This window comes from Nocardioides caeni, assembly GCF_004912195.1.
Classification (GTDB): Bacteria; Actinomycetota; Actinomycetes; order Propionibacteriales; family Nocardioidaceae; genus Nocardioides; species Nocardioides caeni.
In genome coordinates, this window is sequence record NZ_STGW01000003.1 from 97,889 (window position 1) to 117,033 (window position 19,145).

General features: G+C 68.6%; 22 protein-coding genes. 18 read left to right on the forward strand and 4 right to left on the reverse strand.

The window, feature by feature from the left end:
- The first annotated feature begins 28 nt into the window (after window positions 1–28).
- Genes E9934_RS06335 through E9934_RS06390 form a run of 12 tightly spaced genes read left to right on the forward strand, consistent with a single transcriptional unit; the run spans window position 29 to window position 10,551 of the window.
- Window positions 29–457: a hypothetical protein gene (locus E9934_RS06335; protein WP_136562046.1), complete on the forward strand. Its 429-nt coding sequence runs from the start codon at window positions 29–31 to the stop codon at window positions 455–457.
- The gene (locus E9934_RS06340; protein ID WP_136562047.1) at window positions 442–1,404 is read left to right on the forward strand and encodes a hypothetical protein; all 963 of its coding nucleotides are present in this window, start codon (window positions 442–444) and stop codon (window positions 1,402–1,404) included. Before E9934_RS06335 ends, E9934_RS06340 begins: the two co-directional genes overlap by 16 nt.
- 25 nt (window positions 1,405–1,429) lie before the next feature.
- Window positions 1,430–2,107, forward strand: coding sequence for an SAF domain-containing protein (locus tag E9934_RS06345; protein WP_136562048.1), 678 nt, complete (start codon window positions 1,430–1,432; stop codon window positions 2,105–2,107).
- Window positions 2,107–2,871: a hypothetical protein gene (locus E9934_RS06350; RefSeq protein WP_136562049.1), complete on the forward strand. Its 765-nt coding sequence runs from the start codon at window positions 2,107–2,109 to the stop codon at window positions 2,869–2,871. The genes E9934_RS06345 and E9934_RS06350 overlap by 1 nt, the downstream gene beginning before the upstream one ends.
- Window positions 2,868–4,343, forward strand: a complete 1,476-nt coding sequence (locus E9934_RS06355) for a TadA family conjugal transfer-associated ATPase (RefSeq protein WP_136562050.1) — start codon at window positions 2,868–2,870, stop codon at window positions 4,341–4,343. The genes E9934_RS06350 and E9934_RS06355 overlap by 4 nt, the downstream gene beginning before the upstream one ends.
- The gene (locus E9934_RS06360) at window positions 4,340–5,197 is read left to right on the forward strand and encodes a type II secretion system F family protein (protein ID WP_136562051.1); all 858 of its coding nucleotides are present in this window, start codon (window positions 4,340–4,342) and stop codon (window positions 5,195–5,197) included. Before E9934_RS06355 ends, E9934_RS06360 begins: the two co-directional genes overlap by 4 nt.
- 14 nt (window positions 5,198–5,211) lie before the next feature.
- Entirely contained in the window at window positions 5,212–6,093 is an 882-nt protein-coding gene (locus E9934_RS06365) for a type II secretion system F family protein (protein WP_238694807.1), read from the forward strand.
- A 32-nt stretch (window positions 6,094–6,125) separates the two neighbouring features.
- Window positions 6,126–6,320: a hypothetical protein gene (locus E9934_RS06370; RefSeq protein WP_136562053.1), complete on the forward strand. Its 195-nt coding sequence runs from the start codon at window positions 6,126–6,128 to the stop codon at window positions 6,318–6,320.
- Complete coding sequence (locus E9934_RS06375; protein ID WP_136562054.1) at window positions 6,289–6,705, forward strand: TadE/TadG family type IV pilus assembly protein; 417 nt, start codon at window positions 6,289–6,291, stop codon at window positions 6,703–6,705. The genes E9934_RS06370 and E9934_RS06375 overlap by 32 nt, the downstream gene beginning before the upstream one ends.
- Complete coding sequence (locus E9934_RS06380) at window positions 6,702–7,124, forward strand: TadE/TadG family type IV pilus assembly protein (RefSeq protein WP_136562055.1); 423 nt, start codon at window positions 6,702–6,704, stop codon at window positions 7,122–7,124. The genes E9934_RS06375 and E9934_RS06380 overlap by 4 nt, the downstream gene beginning before the upstream one ends.
- Window positions 7,121–7,540: a TadE/TadG family type IV pilus assembly protein gene (locus E9934_RS06385; RefSeq protein WP_136562056.1), complete on the forward strand. Its 420-nt coding sequence runs from the start codon at window positions 7,121–7,123 to the stop codon at window positions 7,538–7,540. The genes E9934_RS06380 and E9934_RS06385 overlap by 4 nt, the downstream gene beginning before the upstream one ends.
- Window positions 7,537–10,551 (forward strand): LysM peptidoglycan-binding domain-containing protein, encoded by a 3,015-nt coding sequence (locus tag E9934_RS06390; protein WP_136562057.1) that lies wholly within the window; start codon window positions 7,537–7,539, stop codon window positions 10,549–10,551. Before E9934_RS06385 ends, E9934_RS06390 begins: the two co-directional genes overlap by 4 nt.
- A gap of 3 nt (window positions 10,552–10,554) precedes the next feature.
- Here the strand turns inward: E9934_RS06390 and E9934_RS06395 are convergent, their stop codons facing one another.
- The 3 genes from E9934_RS06395 to E9934_RS06405 all read right to left on the reverse strand — a co-directional run bounded on the left by E9934_RS06395 (window position 10,555) and on the right by E9934_RS06405 (window position 13,771).
- Complete coding sequence (locus E9934_RS06395) at window positions 10,555–10,947, reverse strand: ankyrin repeat domain-containing protein (protein WP_136562058.1); 393 nt, start codon at window positions 10,945–10,947, stop codon at window positions 10,555–10,557.
- 5 nt (window positions 10,948–10,952) lie between these two features.
- Window positions 10,953–12,773 carry a GH-E family nuclease gene (locus tag E9934_RS06400; protein ID WP_136562059.1) on the reverse strand — a complete coding sequence of 607 codons (1,821 nt, stop codon included), beginning with the start codon at window positions 12,771–12,773 and terminating at the stop codon, window positions 10,953–10,955.
- Between the two features lie 194 nt (window positions 12,774–12,967).
- Window positions 12,968–13,771: a hypothetical protein gene (locus tag E9934_RS06405; protein WP_136562060.1), complete on the reverse strand. Its 804-nt coding sequence runs from the start codon at window positions 13,769–13,771 to the stop codon at window positions 12,968–12,970.
- A gap of 108 nt (window positions 13,772–13,879) precedes the next feature.
- Between E9934_RS06405 and E9934_RS06410 the strand changes: the two genes are divergently transcribed.
- On the forward strand, window positions 13,880–14,707 hold the full coding sequence (locus tag E9934_RS06410; protein ID WP_158294941.1) for an IS5 family transposase: 828 nt from the start codon (window positions 13,880–13,882) through the stop codon (window positions 14,705–14,707).
- A gap of 45 nt (window positions 14,708–14,752) precedes the next feature.
- Here E9934_RS06410 and E9934_RS06415 read toward each other — a convergent pair whose 3' ends face one another.
- A complete protein-coding gene (locus E9934_RS06415; RefSeq protein WP_202977216.1) occupies window positions 14,753–15,298 on the reverse strand; it encodes a P-loop nucleotide/nucleoside kinase family protein in 546 nt (181 codons plus the stop codon).
- A 440-nt stretch (window positions 15,299–15,738) separates the two neighbouring features.
- On the opposite strand from E9934_RS06415, the gene E9934_RS06420 reads away from it, so the two are divergent.
- The 5 genes from E9934_RS06420 to E9934_RS06440 all read left to right on the forward strand — a co-directional run bounded on the left by E9934_RS06420 (window position 15,739) and on the right by E9934_RS06440 (window position 19,128).
- Window positions 15,739–15,927 carry a hypothetical protein gene (locus E9934_RS06420; protein WP_136562063.1) on the forward strand — a complete coding sequence of 63 codons (189 nt, stop codon included), beginning with the start codon at window positions 15,739–15,741 and terminating at the stop codon, window positions 15,925–15,927.
- 136 nt (window positions 15,928–16,063) lie between these two features.
- Window positions 16,064–16,972 (forward strand): bifunctional DNA primase/polymerase, encoded by a 909-nt coding sequence (locus E9934_RS06425; RefSeq protein ID WP_136562064.1) that lies wholly within the window; start codon window positions 16,064–16,066, stop codon window positions 16,970–16,972.
- The gene (locus E9934_RS06430; RefSeq protein WP_136562065.1) at window positions 16,969–17,313 is read left to right on the forward strand and encodes a hypothetical protein; all 345 of its coding nucleotides are present in this window, start codon (window positions 16,969–16,971) and stop codon (window positions 17,311–17,313) included. Before E9934_RS06425 ends, E9934_RS06430 begins: the two co-directional genes overlap by 4 nt.
- On the forward strand, window positions 17,310–18,158 hold the full coding sequence (locus E9934_RS06435; protein ID WP_136562066.1) for a serine/arginine repetitive matrix protein 2: 849 nt from the start codon (window positions 17,310–17,312) through the stop codon (window positions 18,156–18,158). Before E9934_RS06430 ends, E9934_RS06435 begins: the two co-directional genes overlap by 4 nt.
- Window positions 18,151–19,128, forward strand: a complete 978-nt coding sequence (locus tag E9934_RS06440; protein WP_136562067.1) for a ParB N-terminal domain-containing protein — start codon at window positions 18,151–18,153, stop codon at window positions 19,126–19,128. The genes E9934_RS06435 and E9934_RS06440 overlap by 8 nt, the downstream gene beginning before the upstream one ends.
- Window positions 19,129–19,145 lie beyond the last annotated feature (17 nt).

Below are 19,145 nucleotides of genomic sequence, written 5' to 3' on the forward strand. Positions count from 1 at the left end.
CGCCGCGTCGGCGAATGCGACGACGGCAATGACCGACTACTACGCCGTCCTCGATGGGCTCCGGGCCGATCCGTCCAGCGACCTCAAGAAGCTCGAGACCGTTGCGATCGGCGCGCAGCTCAATGCGGTGCAGACCCTTGTACAGCGGCACCGCGATCAGGGCCAGCGCCAGACCGGCACCACGGCCATCAGCGAGCTGAAGGTCCAGTCGGTCACCCTCGACAACTCCGACGCGGACGCCGGCAAGGTGCCTTCGGTCGTCATTGACGTCTGCTGGGACGTCACCAAGGTCGACGTGCTCGACAAGAGCGGCAAGTCGATCGTGTCCCCCAACCGCCCGGACACCGGGTGGACGCGTTACACCGTCGCGAACTACGAGTACGCCGCCGACCCCACCGGCGGATGGCGCGTGGCGACTGGCCAGGACCTCAAGCAGACGCCATGCGCGGCCTCCTGATTCGCCTCCTGCTGACTGCCCTCGCCACCGCCAGCCTCACTGCCCTTGCCGCCGCACCGTCGTACGCCGACGGCACGGTCTGCGGTCAGACCGACCCGGCGACCGGCGAGTGTCTGATCTGGATCCACGTCCCGGGCAATCCCGGCACGCCTGGGACGCCGGGCGACGACGGACCAGAGGACACCGGCAGCGGCGCGGCCTGCTACTGGGACGGCACCAGCCAAGGCATCACGAAGCCACCGCCCGGTCCGGTCCCCTGCACGAAGAACGGCGCCTACTGGTCGAACGCCTACCACTGCTACATCTCGCTCGTCGAACCGCAGCCGCCCGCGGGTGACCCGTCGTGGCAGGGCCATGAGCCCGGCGACGGCGCCGTCTACTACTGCGACCAGCCGCAGACCGGGCTGCTCATCACGATCTGGACGCAGGATCCGCCGCCGAACTCGGGTACGGGACCGACACCGAGAGAGGTCGCGCAGATCGCGATCGAGAACATGCACCTCAGGGCGATAGACATCGGCATCGCTCCCGAGCCCGGTCCCGACAGCATCGGACTCGTCGGCATGCCCGTGTGGATGTGGGCCAAGGCACCGAGCAGCCAGACCTTCGGCCCGATCACCGAGAGCGCGTCGGCAGGCGGCATCACGATCACCGCGACGGCGAAGGTCCTGCACATCACCTGGGACATGGGCGACGGAACCGAGGTCGTCTGCGACACGGCGGGCACGCCGTACAAGCCGGAATTCGGGCGGAAGGACTCCCCCGACTGCGGCCACACCTACAAGAAGTCGAGCGCGGGCCAGACCGATGACGCCTACACCGTCACCGCGACCTCGAGTTGGGTCATCACCTGGTCGGGCGCGGGCCAGACCGGGACGATCCGCCTCGACGGCCTCAACCGCTCGACCCAGATCCGGATCGGCGAAGCGCAGGTGCTCGTGAACTGACGAGCGCTGCGCGGGGAGGGACGAAGTGACCACGACTGCCCGAGAGGACCGGAAGCCCGGCCCCCACCGCACCGCGCCCGACGCCGGCCCCCCGGTCACTCCCCCGCCCAAGCTCCGCAGGCGGCCCGGACTGGTGGTCGCCGCCGTCGTCGTCACCGCCCTAGGCTGCCTGCTCGGCGCCTGGGCATGGAACGCGACGACCAGCACCGAGGAGGTCCTCGCTGCGACGAAGACGATCCATCGAGGCGAGGTCATTACCGCCGACGACATCCGGCGCATCCGGATCAGCCGCGACCCGGCTCTGGAGCCACTCCCTGCTTCGGCGTACGACGAGATCGTCGGCCAGCGCGCCGCGCTCGACATCTCGGCCGGTGGGCTGATCACGACCGAGTCGACGACCGATGCGCCGATGCCACCGGAGGGCCAGTCGATCGTCGGCATCTCGCTGACCCCGGCCCAGGTCCCAGCGCTCCCCATGCACGGCGGTGACAAGGTCCGCATCATCGTCACCCCTGCTGCCAACGGCGATGCCCCAACCGGCGTGCCACAGTTCACGGCCGCCGAGGTCGTCTACACAGCGATCGACGAGACCACTGGCAACACCGTCGTCAACGTCCTAGTGCCGTACGCCGACGCGAGCGTCCTCGCGGCACGCGCTGCGACCGGCAACGTCGCGCTGATCCTCGACTCGGGAGCCCAGTGATGGCGATCGTGTGCCTGACATCGGCCTCCGGTTCGCCCGGCGTCACCACCACCGCAGTGGGCATGGCGTTCAGCTGGCCTCGGCCCGTCCTTCTCCTCGAGGCCGACCCGACCGGCGGATCCGGCGTCCTCGCCGGATTCCTCCGCGGCACGACGCCGTACGACGCCGGGTTGATCGAGCTCGCCCTCTCACCCCTCGGCGCGGCGGACGCGCTGCGGGACGTCGTACGGCCGCTGAGCCCGAACGTCTCCCTTGTCGCCGGCATCCGGTCGCACGCGCAGGCAACGGCGCTGCGTGACGTCTGGGAGCCGTTGGCGGCCGCACTCCGCGATCTGGATGACAACGGCCAGGACGTCATCGTCGACGCCGGGAGGCTCGGCCTCATGGGCTCGCCGACCCCGCTGCTGGACGCCGCCGACGCGGCTCTCCTGATCACCAGAGCCACTCTGCCCGCGATCTCGGCGGCTCGTTCGTGGGCGGAGACCGTCCGGCAGCCCGCCACCGGATGGCGTCATCCCGGCTTGCTTCTCATCGCCGAGGGCCAGCCGTACCGGGCCTCCGAGGTAGCCAAGGTCCTCGGCATCCCGGTCGTCGCCGACCTGCCGGACGATCCGGCAACCGCGGCCGTGTACCACCGCGGCGCGGCCCCGCCGAAACACTTCGAGACCGGTCCCTACATCCGCGCGCTCCAGGCCGCGGTCCAGTCCGTCCAGGCGCACGTCGCCCGTGGTCGGTTCGCGCTCGTCGAGGAGGCGCGGCCATGACCGAGACCTACCGATTCGCCAACGAGTACGGCGACCTGACGCGCCTGCCCCTCTTCAGCCAGACGACCAACGGCGTCCCTCACGAGGTGCCGAGCGGTCTCGACCCGACCGTCGCGTCACCGCCCCCTGCCACCTCCGATGTCGACTGGTCGCTCGTCTCGACACTGCGCGCCCAGGCCTCCGAGCAGCTCAGCCAGGCCGTCCAGTCCGGCCGCGGCCGTCTCGACAAGGAGGCACAGCAGGAGCTGGGCCGCTCGATCGTGCTGGACCTCATCGAGTCTGCGATGGCGGAGGATGTCGACGCCGGCCTCGGTTCGTGGAGTCCCAAGAAGCAGCAGGCGACCGCCCAGGCCGTGTTCGACTCCCTCTTCCGCCTCGGCCGCCTCCAGCCGTTGGTGGATGACGACCGGATCGAGAACATCGTCATCGTCGGTCACGACAACGTACAGCTCGAGCTGATCGACGGGACGCTCGTTCCCGGACCGCCTGTGGCCGACTCCGATCAGGAGCTCATCGACTTCCTCGTCTTCCTTGCCTCGCGCAGCGAGGTGAACGCGCGTTCGTTCTCCGAGGCGCAGCCGAGCCTCCACATGAGGCTCGACGGCGGCTCGCGGCTGGCGGCGGTGGCGTGGGTGACCACGCGACCGTCCGTCGTGATCCGTCGGCATCGGCTGATGCGGGTGACGCTGGACGACCTCGTCAAGCGCGACATGATGACGCCTGTCGTCGCCTCATTCCTGAGAGCTGCCGTGCGGGCTCGGTGCTCGATCGTGGTAGCCGGCGCCCAGGGGGCCGGGAAGACCACGCTGGTCCGTGCGCTCTGCGCCGAGATCGACGAGCTCGAGGCCATCGGCACCTTCGAGACCGAGTACGAGCTGCACCTCCACGAGCTCGGCCGGCACAAGGTGGTCATCCCCTGGGAGGCCCGGCCCGGATCGGGTGAACGTGGTCCCGACGGGCGCCAGTCAGGTGAGTTCACGCTCGACGAGGCACTCGTCGACTCCTTCCGCTTCAACCTCTCGCGGCAGATCGTCGGCGAGGTCCGTGGCAAGGAGATCTGGGCGATGATCAAGGCGATGGAGTCCGGCACGGGGTCCATCTCCACCACTCACGCGGCCGACGCCGTGGCCGCCGTACGCAAGCTCGTGACCTGCGCTATGGAGGCGGGTCCGCACGTCACGCAGGGTCTCGCGACCAGCAAGCTCGCGGCGACCGTCGACCTGATCGTCCAGTTGAGCCTGGAGACCAAGGTCGTGCCGGGCGGGGCTCAGCGGACCAGACGGGTCGCCGAGGTCATCGCGCTCGCGCCGGGCGAGAAGGAGCCCGGCTACGCGACCACCCACGTGTTCCGCGCCGATGCCACCGGCGTCGCAGTCCCCGATGTCCTGCCCGACGAGTACCGACGGCTTGCGCAGCACGGCTTCGACCTCCCGGCGTACCTCGCGAGTCAACCGGTGGGAGCCCGGACATGACCACCATCCTTCCCGCACTCGCAGGTGGACTCGTCGCCTTGGGGCTCCTCGGGGTGGTCGTCGGCCTGCGCCCAACCGCGATTCCGCCGCGGGAGCCCACCGCAGCCAGTCGGCGCCGCGCCCTCAACCGGCGAACCCGAGTCCTGCTTCTTGCCGGTGGCGCGCTCGGCCTCGTCGGATGGCTCATCACGGGCTGGATCCTGGCGCTCGTCATCGCGCCGGTCGCCGTCATCGGACTGCCCATCCTGCTCAGCGCGCCGCCGGCCGCCACGCAGATCGCACGTCTCGAAGCGATGGAGGAGTGGACGCGTTCGCTCTCCGGAGTCCTCACCGTCGGCATCGGCCTGGAGCAAGCACTGGTCGCCACTCTGCGGTCGACGCCCGCGCCCATCGCCGATGAGGTCCACCGACTGGTGACCCGGCTGCGGGCACGCTGGGACACCGAGAGGGCTCTGCGCGCGTTCGCCGACGAACTCGACGACGCGACCGGCGACCTGATCGCCGCCAACCTGATCCTGGGCGCCCGCCGGCGCGGAGCCGGGCTTGCGAGTGTCCTCGAAGGACTCGCCGAGTCGGTCGGCGCCGACGTTCGCGCGCGCCGCCAGGTCGAGGCCGACCGGGCCAAGCCGCGAGCGACCGCGCGGTGGGTCACGTTGATCAGCGCCAGCGTGCTCGTCGTACTCGCACTGTCCGGGACGTACGTCGAGCCGTACCGCACCCCGGTGGGCCAGGTGCTTCTCGTGCTCCTCCTGTCGGCGTACGTCGCGACCCTGATCTGGATGCGACGCATGGCCGCAGGCAAGCCTCTCCCCCGGTTCCTGGCGACCCGCGCAGTCGCGGAGGCGCCGCGATGATTACCGGGCTGCAGTTGGCGATCCTTGCCGGGGGCCTCGTCGGCCTCGGCCTCGTGCTTCTCGTTGCACGCCTTCTGCCCGCGGAGCCCGACCTCGCGGATGCGCTCGAGCGGGTGTCCTCGTCGCGTCCGCGTTCAACCGCCTCCGATTCCGCGCGGTCGAGCAAGGAGCGGCTCGGCCTGTGGGGCCTGCGTGTCCTGCCGCCCGGTCTCTGGGTTCGGACGCCGACTCGCGAACTCGCGCTGCTGCGGATCCCGGTCGCGCATTTCTATGGCGAGAAGCTCATGTTCGCCGGGCTCGGCCTCGTCATCCCGCCGGTCCTCGTCACGCTCTTCAACGCCTTCGGGCTGAGCATCCCGTTCCAACTCCCGGCCGTCGCATCGCTCGCGCTGGCCGCCGTCATGTTCTTCATCCCGAACTACAACGCCCTCGACGACGCCAAGAAGGCACGGGCCGACTTCGCCCGCGCGCTCGGCGCCTACATCGACCTCGTGGCACTGGAGCGGAACAACGGCATCGGCCACCGCCAGGCGATGGAGGCTGCCGCCGAGGTCGGCGACTCGTGGGTGTTCACGCGCCTGTCCGAGGAGCTCACACGATCGCGCTGGTCAGGACTGCCGCCCTGGGACGCGCTGCACACCTTGGCAGAGGAGCTCGGACTGCCCGAGCTCGACGACTTCGCCGACATCATGCGCCTCTCGGGCGAGGAAGGAGCCGGCGTGTACGCCACCCTGCGCGCCCGGTCCGCCGCCATGCGCACAGCAATGCTCAACGACGAACTCGCCCAGGCGAACGCCGTCGGCGAGCGCATGTCGATGCCCGGCTCACTGCTGGGCGTGATCTTCATGGCGCTTCTCGTCGCGCCCTCTTTGCTTCGCATGTTCACGAACTCGTGACACGGAAGGACACATCCACAGGAGGAAACCCCATGTTGAAGGTTCTGGTCCTGCTGCAGATCGCAGCACTCAGCAAGTACGACGACCTGCGAGCATCCCGCCGCAGCGAACGCGGGTCGGTGACGATGGAGCACGTCCTCTGGGCCGTCGCAGTCATCGGCATCGTCGGCATCGTGGTCCTCGCGGTCACGAACTATGTCACCTCAGAAGCGGGCAAGATCAAGTAGCCGCCGCCGGCGACGCGGCGAACGGGGCTCGGTCTCGATCGAGCTCGTCGTCCTGCTGCCCGCACTGTTCGCGGTCATGTTTCTCGGGATGCAGGCAGCGCTCTACTACCACGCGAAGACGGTCGCCATCGCTGCTGCGCAGCAGGGCGCCAGAGCCGCTGGAGCCGAGCACGGCCGGGAGTCCGACGGGGTCGGCGCCGCCAACGACTTCCTCGCCGAGGCCGGTGGCGATGACGTCATCACCGCGACCTCGACGAGTGCGAACCGGACCGCGACGACTGCCACCGTGACTGTCAGCGGCTTCTCCCTGAGCGTCATTCCGGGGTGGAAGGTCCGCATTACCCAGAGCGCGAGCGTGCCGGTCGAGCAGGTGACGGCGCCGTGATCCGCCGGGACGAACGCGGTTCAGCTGCGATCGAGGCGGCGATCGGCGTACCCGCCTTCGCACTCTTCGTCGGCCTGGTCATCTTCGGAGGCCGTACGGCGACCACCCATCAGGCGCTTCAGTCCGCCGCCGCCGACGCCGCCCGGTCAGCCTCACTCGCCCGCAACGCGGACGTCGCCCGAGCCGATGCACGCGCGGCAGCGACCGCGAGCATCATCAACCAGAAGATCGGCTGCTCGGCCATCGACGTCGTCGTCGACACAAGCGACTTCGACAAGCAACCAGGCGTTCCGGGCTCGGTGAACGTGACTGTCTCGTGCCGACTCGACCTGTCCGATCTCGCCGTTCCGGGAGTCCCCGGATCCCGCTTAATGCGCGCGACGATGTCCAGCCCGATCGACACCTGGCGGGAACGATGAGCCGCCGAGACGAGCGCGGCTCCATCACCGTGTGGCTGGCCCTGTCCAGCTTCGTGATGATCTTCCTCGTCGGACTGGCGGTCGACGTCGGAGGCCAGGTCCACGCCCACGAGCGAGCCCACGACGTCGCCGCACAGGCCGCACGGGCCGGCGGCGAGGAGGTCGAAGGAAGCTCCGCCATCCAAGGCCACGACCTCGCGATCTCCCCCGCCGCCGCGCGTGCCGCAGCCCAGCGCTACCTCGACGCTGCGGGCGTTACCGGGACGGTGGCCATCAATGACGGCACCACGATCACCGTGACCGTCACGGACTACTACGACCCGCAGTTCCTCGGTCTCATCGGCATCAACCGCCTCGACGTCACCGGCACCGCGACCGCACGACTCGTCCGCACCCTCGGAGGTAGCGAGCAATGAACAGGACCGACTCCAGGCTACGCGGCCTCCTGGCCACCCTCACCCTCGTCGCCTTCGTGGTCGGGGTGCCCGTCGTGCTCATCTCCATCGACGCGCTCCCCGACCCGAGCGCGTTCACGTGGTCGAGGCTGACAGCTCAGGACGACGGCACTCTCGCCCTCCAGGTCATCACCGCTATCTGCTGGATCGCGTGGGCCGTCTTCACGTGCCAACTCCTCGCCTCGATCCTGTCGCAGGCTCGCGGCATCCGTACGCCGCGCCTCCCAGGTCTCGGGGTTCCTCAGCTCGCCGCCGACCGCTTGGTCGCGGCCGCGGCGCTGCTGTTCGTCGCCGTCCCCACGGTCAGCGCCGTACTGCCCCAGCCTCGGGCGCATGCTGCAGTCGCCGCGCCGTTGCCGGACGAGCCGCACGTAGCAGTCGCCCTGGACGCGCCCGCAGATCCTGTAGCAGAAGAGCACGTGCAGACGGTGCAGCCGCAGACTGAGCGCTACACGGTGAAGCGCGGCGACAGCCTCTGGAAGATCGCCGAAGAGCGACTCGGCGACGGCACGCGGTACGTCGAGCTCGTTGCCCTCAACGAGGCCGTCCTCGACGGGCGTCCCGACTTTCTCCTGCCCGGAACCGTGCTCAAGGTCCCCGTCGCGGACGACCCTTCGGGCGGCTCGTACGTCGTCCAGCCCGGTGACACCCTCTCCGAGATCGCCGAAGACCAACTGGGCGACGCTGACGGGTACCCGTCGATCTTCCGAGCATCGCGCGACACTGCTCAGCCGAACGGCGCCCACCTCTCGGACCCGGATCTCATCCTCCCCGGCTGGAAGCTCACGATCCCGGGGCAGTCGGATCCCGTTGAGCCGCAGAAGCCGAACCATGATCAGGACCCACCTCTCCCCGAGACGATTCCTCCCACCGAGCGCGCGACTCCTCCCGTTCCGGAAGTAGCCGAACCCGCACCCGAGCAGGCTTCCCCCGAATCTGCCGAGGACGACATCACCCCGACGTGGCTGCTCCCTGGACTGGCCGGCGCGGGAGCACTCCTGGCAGGGTCGCTCTGGCTGGCGCTCCGACAGCATCGGCGGACACAGCTGCGCTATCGCCGGCCCGGCAGGATCATCGCCCCGCCGCCGGACGAACTGCTCGCAGTCGAGAAGTCCGTTCAGGTGTCCGGAGCCGTTACCGCCCACCCGATCGAAGAACTCGATGCGGCCCTCCGGGGCCTGGCCCCTGCACCTCGCCTGCTCTCCGTCCGGCTCTCTTCCAGCCGGATCGTGCTGACGCTCGCGGAGCTTGCTGAGCTCCCTAAGCCATGGACCGGAGAAGGCGCTGCGTGGCACATCCCTGTCGAGGCGGTCCCGACTCCGCCCCCGGACGCGCTGTCGCCGTACCCGATGCTGGTCAGCGTCGGTCAGGCAGACGACGGAGCGCTGGCTCTGCTCAATCTCGAGGAGCTTCGTGCGCTGGCAGTGACCGGGGACAGCGATCGCAGCGCGGCGCTGGCTCGCCACCTCATGGCGGAGTTGGTCGTCAATCCTTGGGCCTCTCCCGTGCACATCGAGGCGCTGGGACTCGGCGGAGAGCTGGCCTCGATCAATCGCGACTTCGTCCGCGTCCACGAACCCGGAGATGACGCGTTCCTTCGCGCTCTGGCCGACGACCTCGCGACCGCCAGCCCGATCGGAGAGCCGGATGAGTTCCACGCCGCGGTCATCGCAGGCGGCGACAACGGTCCGGGCCTGACGCACTTGGCCGGGGCCCTCGTTGGCTTCCCGGGACGCGCCGGCCTGGCTCTGGTCAGCGTCGGAGGAGAACCGTGCCCGCCGTTCGTCGACGTCCACCTGAGCGCCGAGGGCCGTCTGCGGATCCCAGCTCTTGAGCTGGATCTCGCTTCCGCGGGGCTGACTGCCGCGGAGGCGGAGGCGTGTGCCGCGCTGGTCGATCTCACCACGGATGCCGAGGTGGTGCCGGTCCCCCGTGCCGCCGACGAACGGACCGTGACGGATAGCGGAGGTGCGCTCGTCGACGAACTGACGGAACCGCGCCCAGAAGGCCAGCAGGCGGGCGCATCGTCACTTCTGCCGCTCGACACCCACGTGTATGCCGACCGCGCAGCGACGACTGTCGATGACGTCGAGACTCTCGCCCCCAACGCGTCTCCGGAAGCCGCAGCGGCCATTCATGCCTCCGATCCGGACCTGGACGAGGACCTCGCCCGATGGGATTCTCCGGTTCCCGTCGCGCCGAAGGTCACCCTGCTGGGACCGGTCACGGTCAGGACCCTGGGCGACGCGACAGCCACGGCCCACCGACGGCCCTACTACGTCGAGTTCCTCGCCTACCTCGCGCTCCACCCGAACGGGGTCACCGCGGAGAAGCTCGCAGAGGACCTCTGCATCCGTCCTCAGAAGGCGCGGTCGGACTTGAGCATCATCCGGAAGTGGCTCGGACAGAGCCGGGCGGACAAGCCGTTCCTCCCCCGCGCGCAGCAGACCCATCGGGACGGCGTCCCGGCGACCTACGCCCTCGACGGGGTTCTCTGCGATCTCGACCTGTTCAGGCGCCTCCGTGCCCGCGGCCAGAGCCGCGGCGCCGAGGGGATGGCCGACCTCATCGCCGCGCTGCACCTCGTCAGCGGAGAGCCGTTCACCGACCTCCGCAAGGACGGGTGGGGATGGCTTCTTGAGGGCGACCGACTCGACCACATCATGACCGCCGCGATCGTCGATGTCGGCCATATCGTCACCACCCACGCACTGGTCGTTGGCGACCTCGGTCTTGCCGACTTCGCGTCCAGCGTCACCCTCGCCGCGTCGCCGTACGACGAGATCGCGAACCTCGACCGCATCGCTGTTGATCGAGCAATAGGGAACGTCGACGAAGCTGACGCTCGGATGCGTAACGGTGTCACGAATAGGAGCGATGACGGCTATGGACCGATCGACCTACCTCCACGAACCACACAAGTCCTTGAGGGCCAGCGACATCCTTCGCCAGCGCGGCGCCAAACCGGCTGATGGCTACGTAGGAAGGTCCGCAAACCATTGCGCGACGTTGTAGTTCGCGATCAGCCGCGCTAGTCCGACCGGCGTCTGCCCACTCCTGTTTGCGTGCAAGGCGTCAGCCCCGTGGGTGCGCAGCAGTTCAATCAGCTCGCCACGGCCCTTCGAGTTGAACACGGCGACGAACAGGGGTGTGTTGCCGAACGTATTCTCTGGGTCGACCGACGCGCCCGCACCTAGTAGCGCCTCCGCCGCTGGGACCGACCATTGCTGGGCCGCCAAGTGAAGCGGCGTGAACCCAAGATGGTCGCTGACGTCAGGAGATTCGCCGCGCGCGAGAAGGTCCTGGAGGGTCGACAAGTCACTGGCCATGACTGCAGCATGCATCGGCGAGGTCGTGGGGGTTGTCATGGCCTCTAGACCGCACACACGTCGGATTCGTACTGGTGGCTGCGGTTCGAGGCCGGATCCTCCATCTGGTACAGCTCCGGATCATTGATGTGGTCGAGGAAGTCCTGAACGCTCCAAGCTTGAGCCAAGGCCTTCTCCTTGATGCATCGCCACTCATGTCCGGGCTTGTGGCCGATATCGGCCGCACCGGCTGGAACGACCTGTCCGGTGTTGGGGTCGATGAAGTCTCCGTCGGCGTTCTTTGGGGCGGCATCCCGGATCTGCTGCTTCGTCGAAGTTCGAAGGGTCGGTCGATACCTCAGATAGTCGGTGGTGACAGGCCTTGTGATCGTGCTCCCGGTGCCGACCTTCGCCCGAATCTCGTTCGCGACTCGGGCGACATCGTCCGCTTGAGCCGCCGCCTTCTCGGCTGCGGCCGCCGAACCAGCGCTCTTGGTCGCCTTGACGCCCTTCACGAGCTTGGTGAAAGCGAGCCCGGGGACCGCTGCGGCCAACGACAGCCCGGCGTTCGTGTAGTCACCCTCGATCGCGTACCAGGTCGCGTTGGTGGCGGCTGCGCCGACGCCGATGACGTTGAACGGCGGGGGAACGAACGTGGCGAGCGAGAGGATGTTGAGCACCGAGTGCCCCCAGCGCTTAACCCAGTGAAAAGCCGCTTCGACCGCTTCGACCACGCAGTGGCCGTAGTCGAGCGGGTTCCACGAGCACTCGCTCTGATCCTGCAGACTGTTCGCGAGGCCTTCCAACACCCGCGAGTCAGCCATGGGGCTGCCGGCTGACGAGTCAGGCTCACCTAACGGATCACTCGTGGCATCGATGGCCGAGGACAGCGCGGTGAGTGACGCCGTCATCCCAACGCTGCCCTCGTCGGAGCCACCCGGGAACTGGTGCTCGAAGAAGAGATAGTGCGTGAACTTGCCGATGGCGTGATCGTCATCGTCGTACGTGATCGTCTCGGTGCCCGGCTGGAAGTCGGTGAAGGCCCACGCGCTGGCCTCCGGGTTCGCGGTCAGTGCTGCGGTGAGCGCAAGGATGCCGTCGGTCAGGTAGGTGCCGGTCGGCGCTGGAGCGTACTTCGCATCGCCGTCCACTACGCCCGGCCAGGCGTCATCACCTTCATCTCGGTCGAAGGTCCAGTAAGCGTCGGTGACCGTCTCGAGAAACTCCGTTGACCAATACCCTCGCGACAGGAGCAGGAGGAGATTCTGCTTGTTGGCAACGTCTTGGTCGGCGCGCTGCTCAGCGTCGGCGTCGGCGTCGGGATTCTCATCGGGCGCGCCGTAGAGGACTTCCGGGGTCGTCGTTGCGGTGGCGAAGTCCTCGGTCCACGACGGTGGCAGCATGCGGTCTCCGGTGCCGTGGGTCGCCAATGCAAGCACACCAGCCAGGTCCGTGAGGGTGATGTCGTACTCGTGGGAGTCGACATCGGGACCGAGCGGTTCGTCGTTGACGCCAGCCACCGAGGCCAGCGCGTCCCCGAGTTCGCGAGGGGTCGCCTGGGCGGCGAAGTAGTACGCAAAGTCCCGGTTGCCTCGATGAGCCGCCAGGTGCTCCCCGAGCGCCGCCAGGTCCGCACCGCGGAGTGCCCGCAGAGCGACCGCAGCGTCTTCCTGTGCCAGTTCTGCGGCGGTCGGTTCGTACTGCGGGAGATACTTCAGTCCGCCGACGACCACGCCGATAATGGCGAGCAGGGCCACGAGGGCGAAGCCGATCCGTAAGCGCCAGCGCGGCTCCGGTAGGGCGCGCTTAAAGGCTAGGTCCGTCCTGAACCTGCGGTCTCGCTGCTCCTCGAACTCCCAGCCGCGGTCCTCCCACTTGGCTCGCACGCTGTCTTGCCTTCGGCGGAGGACGCGGACGGACTTGCGCTTGTACCGCAGTTCGTCGCGCGCGACATTGCGCTTTCGGCGACGAGAGTCAGCTCGCCCCACTCCTGCCTCCCCCTCCAGACCTGATGCAGCGCACGACGCTACCCGGATGTTGAGCGGCGGTTCTGAGAATCCGCCGAACCGATGCCAGATGATCAGGAGAAGTAGCCGCCAACGCCGATGACGTACTTCGCGCACTTGTCGCCGTAGAGGTCTACGGTGAAGGTGGCGGTGCCGCCGTCCTCGATTGGGCCGTCCTGCTCGGTGAAGGAACTCGTGTACCAAGCCAGGTCGTTGCCTTCGAAGCAGTACATCGCGACGCTGTACGGGCCTTCGGTCGAGGCGCCCGTCGCATTCGTGGCAGAGCCGACGATCGCCTCGCCGACGAGGTTCACCTCGGTCACAGCTAAGGGCGCCGTGTTGTAGGAGGTCGTGTCCACAGGGCTGGTCTCGACCGCGAACTCGTATTGAGCGTTGCCGGGGATCGCCTCGGCGTTCTCGAAAAAGATGTAGCTCAGCCCAACTTCGCCCGGCGCGATCTGGGCGGGGATGGTGCCCTGGCTGGATCCGGTCCCGGCGATGGAGCCACCGCTGCGAGCGGTCGCGGTCCAGTCGACGTGCGAGATGCCCTCGGCGGTGTTGTTCCGGAACGCGAACAACAGGATTCCCTGGTCAGTGTCGAGCGGCCCAACCTGGACGACAGAGACCTCCCCGGCCTCACCGTCATCGAAGCGCGGGCGGGCGGTGCCACCCAGGAGCCCGGAGGCATTGAATGCCAGCGGCTTGACCTCAATCTCCTCGCCAGGCGCCGCCTCCGCGGTACCGCTGCGCGGCGCGGCCTCGTCAGGTGTCGCCGCAGGCGTGGACCCGGCCTTGTCGGGGTCGTCGGCCGACGAGCAGGCAGTGAACGGGAGCAGAGTTGCCAAAAGGACTGCGGCGATGCGCGAGAAGATCTTCACGGCCGACAAGCTATGAGCGGGCCCCGACACAAACTGCTGGCCGCCTTACTGGGTGTGTCCCATTTGAGGTCGACTGCGTCCCACGGGCCAGCGAGCACGGTGCGCGGCATGTCCTACCCGAGCGATGTGACAAGCGAGCAGTGGGCGCTGCTGGAGCCGGTCTTCAACCCTCCAGGCAAGCGCGGACCCAAGCACGGAGCTGGTCTGCGGAAAGTCGTCAACGCGATGCTCTACATCTCCCACACCGGCTGCCAGTGGCGGTATCTGCCGGCGACGTTCGGGCCCTGGACCCGCGTGTGGTCCCAGTTCCGCCGCTGGTCCCGCAACGGCACTTGGGCGCGAGCGTTGGCCGTGCTGCATGAGGCCGCACGCGAAGCCGACGGCCGCGCCGAGGCGACCCCGTCGATGGTGGTCATCGACACCCATCTGGCACGCGGGTCCTCCAACGGCGGGTTCACTTTCCACGACCGCGGCGGCCCCTACGGCCGGACCAAGGGCGCAAAGCGGGTGGTGGCGGTCGATGTGACCGGACTGCCCGTGGGTGCGCTGGTCGTCCCGGCCTCCACCCACGAGAACCGGACCACGGAGCTGATGTTGCAGCACTTGACCCAGCAGGGTGTCACCGGCCGGCTCGAGCTGGTCCTGGTGGACCGCGGCGTCACCGAGGCAGCGGCCCGAAAGCTCGGCCGGGACTACGACCTTGAGCTGCGCCGGGTCGGCTGGGACGACAAGCAGCCGGTGTTCCGCCCCATCCGGCACGCCTGGCGCGTCGAGGTCGCCCACGGTCGTCTCGGACGTGCCCGCCGGCTGGCGAAGTCGTTCGAGAACACCACCACCTCGGCCACCGGCTGGCTCCAGGTCGCCTGCATCGCAACCACACTGCGCCACCTCTCGCGCACCCCTGCCCACAGTCCTGCACAGCCGCTCGCAGGCTGAGCCACGGGGCTGCCGACGGGCGGCACGCATGAGAGCCTGCTCGTGCTAGCCGTTCGGGCGGCAGACAGCATCGAGCACGAGGGCCACCGCGGCGGCTGTATCCGTGGCGTCGACCAAGACCCGAGGGCCGTCGCGGCCTTCGTCCCAGGCACTCCACTCTCCGCTCTGCACCACTTCCCACGTCGGGACCTCGTGACCAGGGATGTCGGCGACGCGGCGTTCGACTCGTCGTCGGTGCTCCTCCCGGTCGGGCAGCACCGTTTCCAAGTTCACCAGGGGCACTCCGGCTCGCCGTGCCGCATCCCGCCATGACATGCGCGCTTCCGGCACAGGGTTCACCGCGTCAACGACGACGGTGTTGCCGAGCAGCAGGTTCGAGACCGCCAGCTCGTGTATCACCGCATAGCCCCCGACGCCGACCGCAGCGCCCGTCCTGGCGAGCGCAGTCTCCGCAGCATCGACGCGGAGGTAGCAGGCTCCCAAGCGTCGGCACACCTCACGCGCGATCGTCGTCTTCCCGGTACCTGGGCGGCCAGACAACACGACCAGTGCAGGACTGGCCTCTTGGGCAACTTGGGCTGAGGTCTCCACCTGAGCAGTATCGACTCCCGGCATGACAGCCGAGGACGCCGAGCAGCAACGCCCGGCTACGGCCTGTTCCGTTCTCCGCTCCAAATGGGACACACCCAGTTAGCGCCATGGCCCGTCGTTCCAGATATTGATGTCGCTCCTCGCAGGCCGCAACACGGACAGGGGCAGCCACGCCTGCCGCACGCCCTCCCGCAGGCCGCCGTTGTCGACCCAGATCACCCACGCGAACCACTGCCCACGCTCGCGCCGCCAGTCGAGAATCAACCCTGGTGCGGGCGGTGGGTAGTTCCGACGATCAAGGCGAACCCAGCAATGCCGCCAACGCCTGGGCTGCGGCCAGGCATCGCTCTTCGGCGGATTCGCGGACACGACTCCATCTTGACCGACGTTCGTACATATGTTCGACTCAGGCTGTGGCGACAACTGGGGAGCAGCAGTACATGGCGGGCTACAACGCGGGCCGGACGAGCGCGCTGACGACCGGTTCGGTCGATGCCGGACGCAGCTGGCTCGAGGAGCACCGCGATGCCGACAGCGCATACATCGCCGGGTACGAGTGGGCGCTCTGGGACTACGAAGATGCCAACGGCCTGAGCCACCATCGAGAGACCAACACCGCGACCGGGTGACATGGGCGGTCCGGTCAAGGGGTTCATAGCAACGACTTAGGGATACCTCCTGACCTGCGGAAACGCAGGTATCCCCCTCCCGAATCCGGCCAGGTATCCCGAAATCGTGGATACCTGACACCGCATCGTCGGGGGCATGTTCGACCCCAACAACCCGATCCCGACGTGGTCGGCGTCGACGATGCAGCGAGTCGCCGACGAGCCCACGCTCGCGGCCGCCGCGCTGCGCTATGCCAACCTCGGCATCCCGGTCTTCCCGTGCGTCCCGGGCGGCAAGCAGCCGCTCACGCCCAATGGCTTCCACGACGCGACCTCCGTCGCCCGCGTCGTCCACGCCTGGTGGCAACGCACCCCCGACGCGAACATCGGCCTACCCACAGGCGCAACGACCGGCGTCCTCGTCGTCGATGTCGACGTCCATCCCGGCGCGAGCGGGTTCGACGCCTTCGAACGAGCGCGGAGCGAGGGTTTCGCAAACGACTGGGCGTGGCTGGTGCGCACGCCTTCGGGCGGGCTCCACGCCTACTACCCGAACGTCCGCGGCCAGGAGCAGCGCAGCTGGCAGGTCCCCGCGGCACACATCGACTTCCGCGGCAACGGCGGCTACGTCATCGCTCCTCCATCGCGCGTCACGATCGACGGCGCCCAGCGGTCGTACGACGTCATCGCCGTCGCCACGCACCCTCCGAAGCCCGTCGATGCGGTCGCGCTCCGCCGATTCCTGGAACCACCGCGACCGGTGCGGACTGCCCCACCGCCCGGCATGCCCACCGAGGGATGCCGCCCCGACGCCCTGGCTCGAACCGTCGCGCTCACGCCGGAGGGCGGCCGTAACCGCGCCCTCTTCTGGGCGTCGTGCCGGATGGTCGAGAACGGGCTGAGCCACACGGAAGTCATGGGCTGGCTCGGGCCGGCGGCACAGTACGCCGGGCTCCCGGACCGCGAGATCGAGACCACGGTTGACTCCGCGTTCCGCATTGCCACCCGGCTGGGCCCGGGGAGCCGCCCGGGCCCTACCCCAGCGAGTGAAGGGATCCACCTGTGAACACGCACGCCGAGTACCGCCGCCACAGCTATCGGCCACCGGAGCGCCCGGGCCCTGCCGAGGGTCTCGAGCCCACCGCCAGCGAGCTTGCACGCCACCGTGATCCGTCACTCGGGCCCGAACAGCCGGCACGCGAGCAGATGCAGAAGCGGATCGCCTGGGTACGCCCCACCGAGCTGGGCTCCTACATCGGCCCCATGGTCGGCCGCGGGATCGACCTCCAGGCCGAGCTCGTACGACGAGCGCGCCGTACGCCGGCCACGACGTCCAAGACGCTTCGCCACCCCGGACCAGATCGATCGGCGACGCCCACCCCAAGCCAGGAAGGACTGGGACTGTGAACGCCTCGTTCGCCACCCCCGAAGGACTCCGCGCACTCCTGCAACGCCTGCACGACCGCGACAGCGTCGGCTACTGGGCCTGGCGGCACGACCCCGAGGCGGAGCGGCTGATGCAGTTCACGATCCGCAAGTACCGATCGCTCGCGCGCGCACACAACTGCGAGCCGGAAGACTCGGCGTACGCCGCCTTCGAGGCAATGCGCACGCGCGCGGTGAGGTGCGCGGACGACCCGTGGGCCGTCATCACTCGTGCCGTCCAGGTCAGCCTGATCGCTGAGGAGCGCGCGGCCGGGCTGCTCTGCTCGACGGCCCAGGCGCGCAGGCGGGAGGTCATGCGTCACCACGACGCGCGCCGCTTCGGCGAAGACGAGACGGGGTTCCTCGAACTCCTCGCTGAGAGTCGAGGCCCGTCGCCGGTGGACCCCGCCCGGGCCGCGCCGCGGTTGGAGCCCGGAGAGACAGCGCCAACGACAGCGTTCGAGGCGCTCAACCTCGTGATCAGCATGTTCGTCGCCCTCGGCTGGCCGAGCAGCAGCGCGACCTGCACGCTCGACTACATCGCCACACGGCTGATGGAGGCCGGCGACCGCCACGTCGCCCACGCCTACCTTCGGCGTGACCTGGCCGGCCGCGTGGCCCTCGACCTGGACCGCGACTCCTGGGCCACCGTGCTGCGGATCGTGCTCGGCAACCCGGACAAGGCCGCTGCCGCGACTCGGGCCGGCGTCGGCGTCCTCGCCATGCTCGTCTGCGACTGGAAGGTCATCGACCTGCTCGCCGACGACGGGCTCGTCGTGGAGATCCGCGACTCCGCACCGAAGGTCGCCAGGAGGATCGATGTCTGACAAGGGCCACATCGAACTCGAGCGCCAGATCGATTCGATCACCGTCGGCGTACGCCACCGCAAGGACCCCGGCGACCTGAACGCGCTGATGAAGTCGATCGAGGAGGTCGGCCTCCTCCAGCCGGTCACCATCACCCCCGACGGCGTCCTGATCTGCGGCTGGCGTCGGCTCGAAGCGTTGCGCCGGCTCGGGCGGCGCACCTTGAACGTGTGGGTCCGCTCAGGAATCTCCGATCAGCTCTCGCACCTGCTCGCCCAGCAGGACGAGAACGAGCAGCGCAAGCCGCTCTCCCCGGTGGAGACCGCGCGTCTGTACGCCGAGATCAAGATGCTCGAGCAAGAGGACGCCCAGCGCCGCATGGCCGCCACGCAGTTCGGCGGCGCCGGGCGCGCTGGCGGAGCCTCCGGCTCCGGCGATTCGCCGGAGCCGTGCGGCGACTCCCGCGCACGCGCTGCCCAACTAGCCACCGGCGGGAACTCATACCACCGACTGGAGCAGATCAACTGGATCGAGTCGGTCACTAGGGACGAGACGCTGAGCGAGTCAGTGCGCGAGTTCGCAGCCAACATGCTGAGTGAGATCGAAGGCGGTGCACCGGTGTCGCCGGCGTACAAGCGCGTGAAGGCCGCCGTCGAACTGGCGAGCCAGCCCCCTCCGGCGTCCCAGGAGGAGCAGGACGAAGTCGCCCGACTGGCCGCCGAAGCGCTCAAGCGCGTCCAAGAGGAAGAGAACGCCAAGCGGCTACGCGCTCTGCGGAGCAAGGCCAAGCGCGCACCGAAGCACCACAGTCCGCGGTCGTTCGTGCTGATGTGGTCCGAGCTCGAAGGGTGGACCGCGCTGTACGACGTCGCGGAGCTTGCGGCTGCTCTCAAGGACGATGACTGGGCACGTTTCGAACGCGTCGTCGCCGAGACGATCGACTTGCGTGACCAGCTCCGTGAAGCACGTACGGCGGCCGCGTCGGCCTGATCGGCGTACCTCCCGAG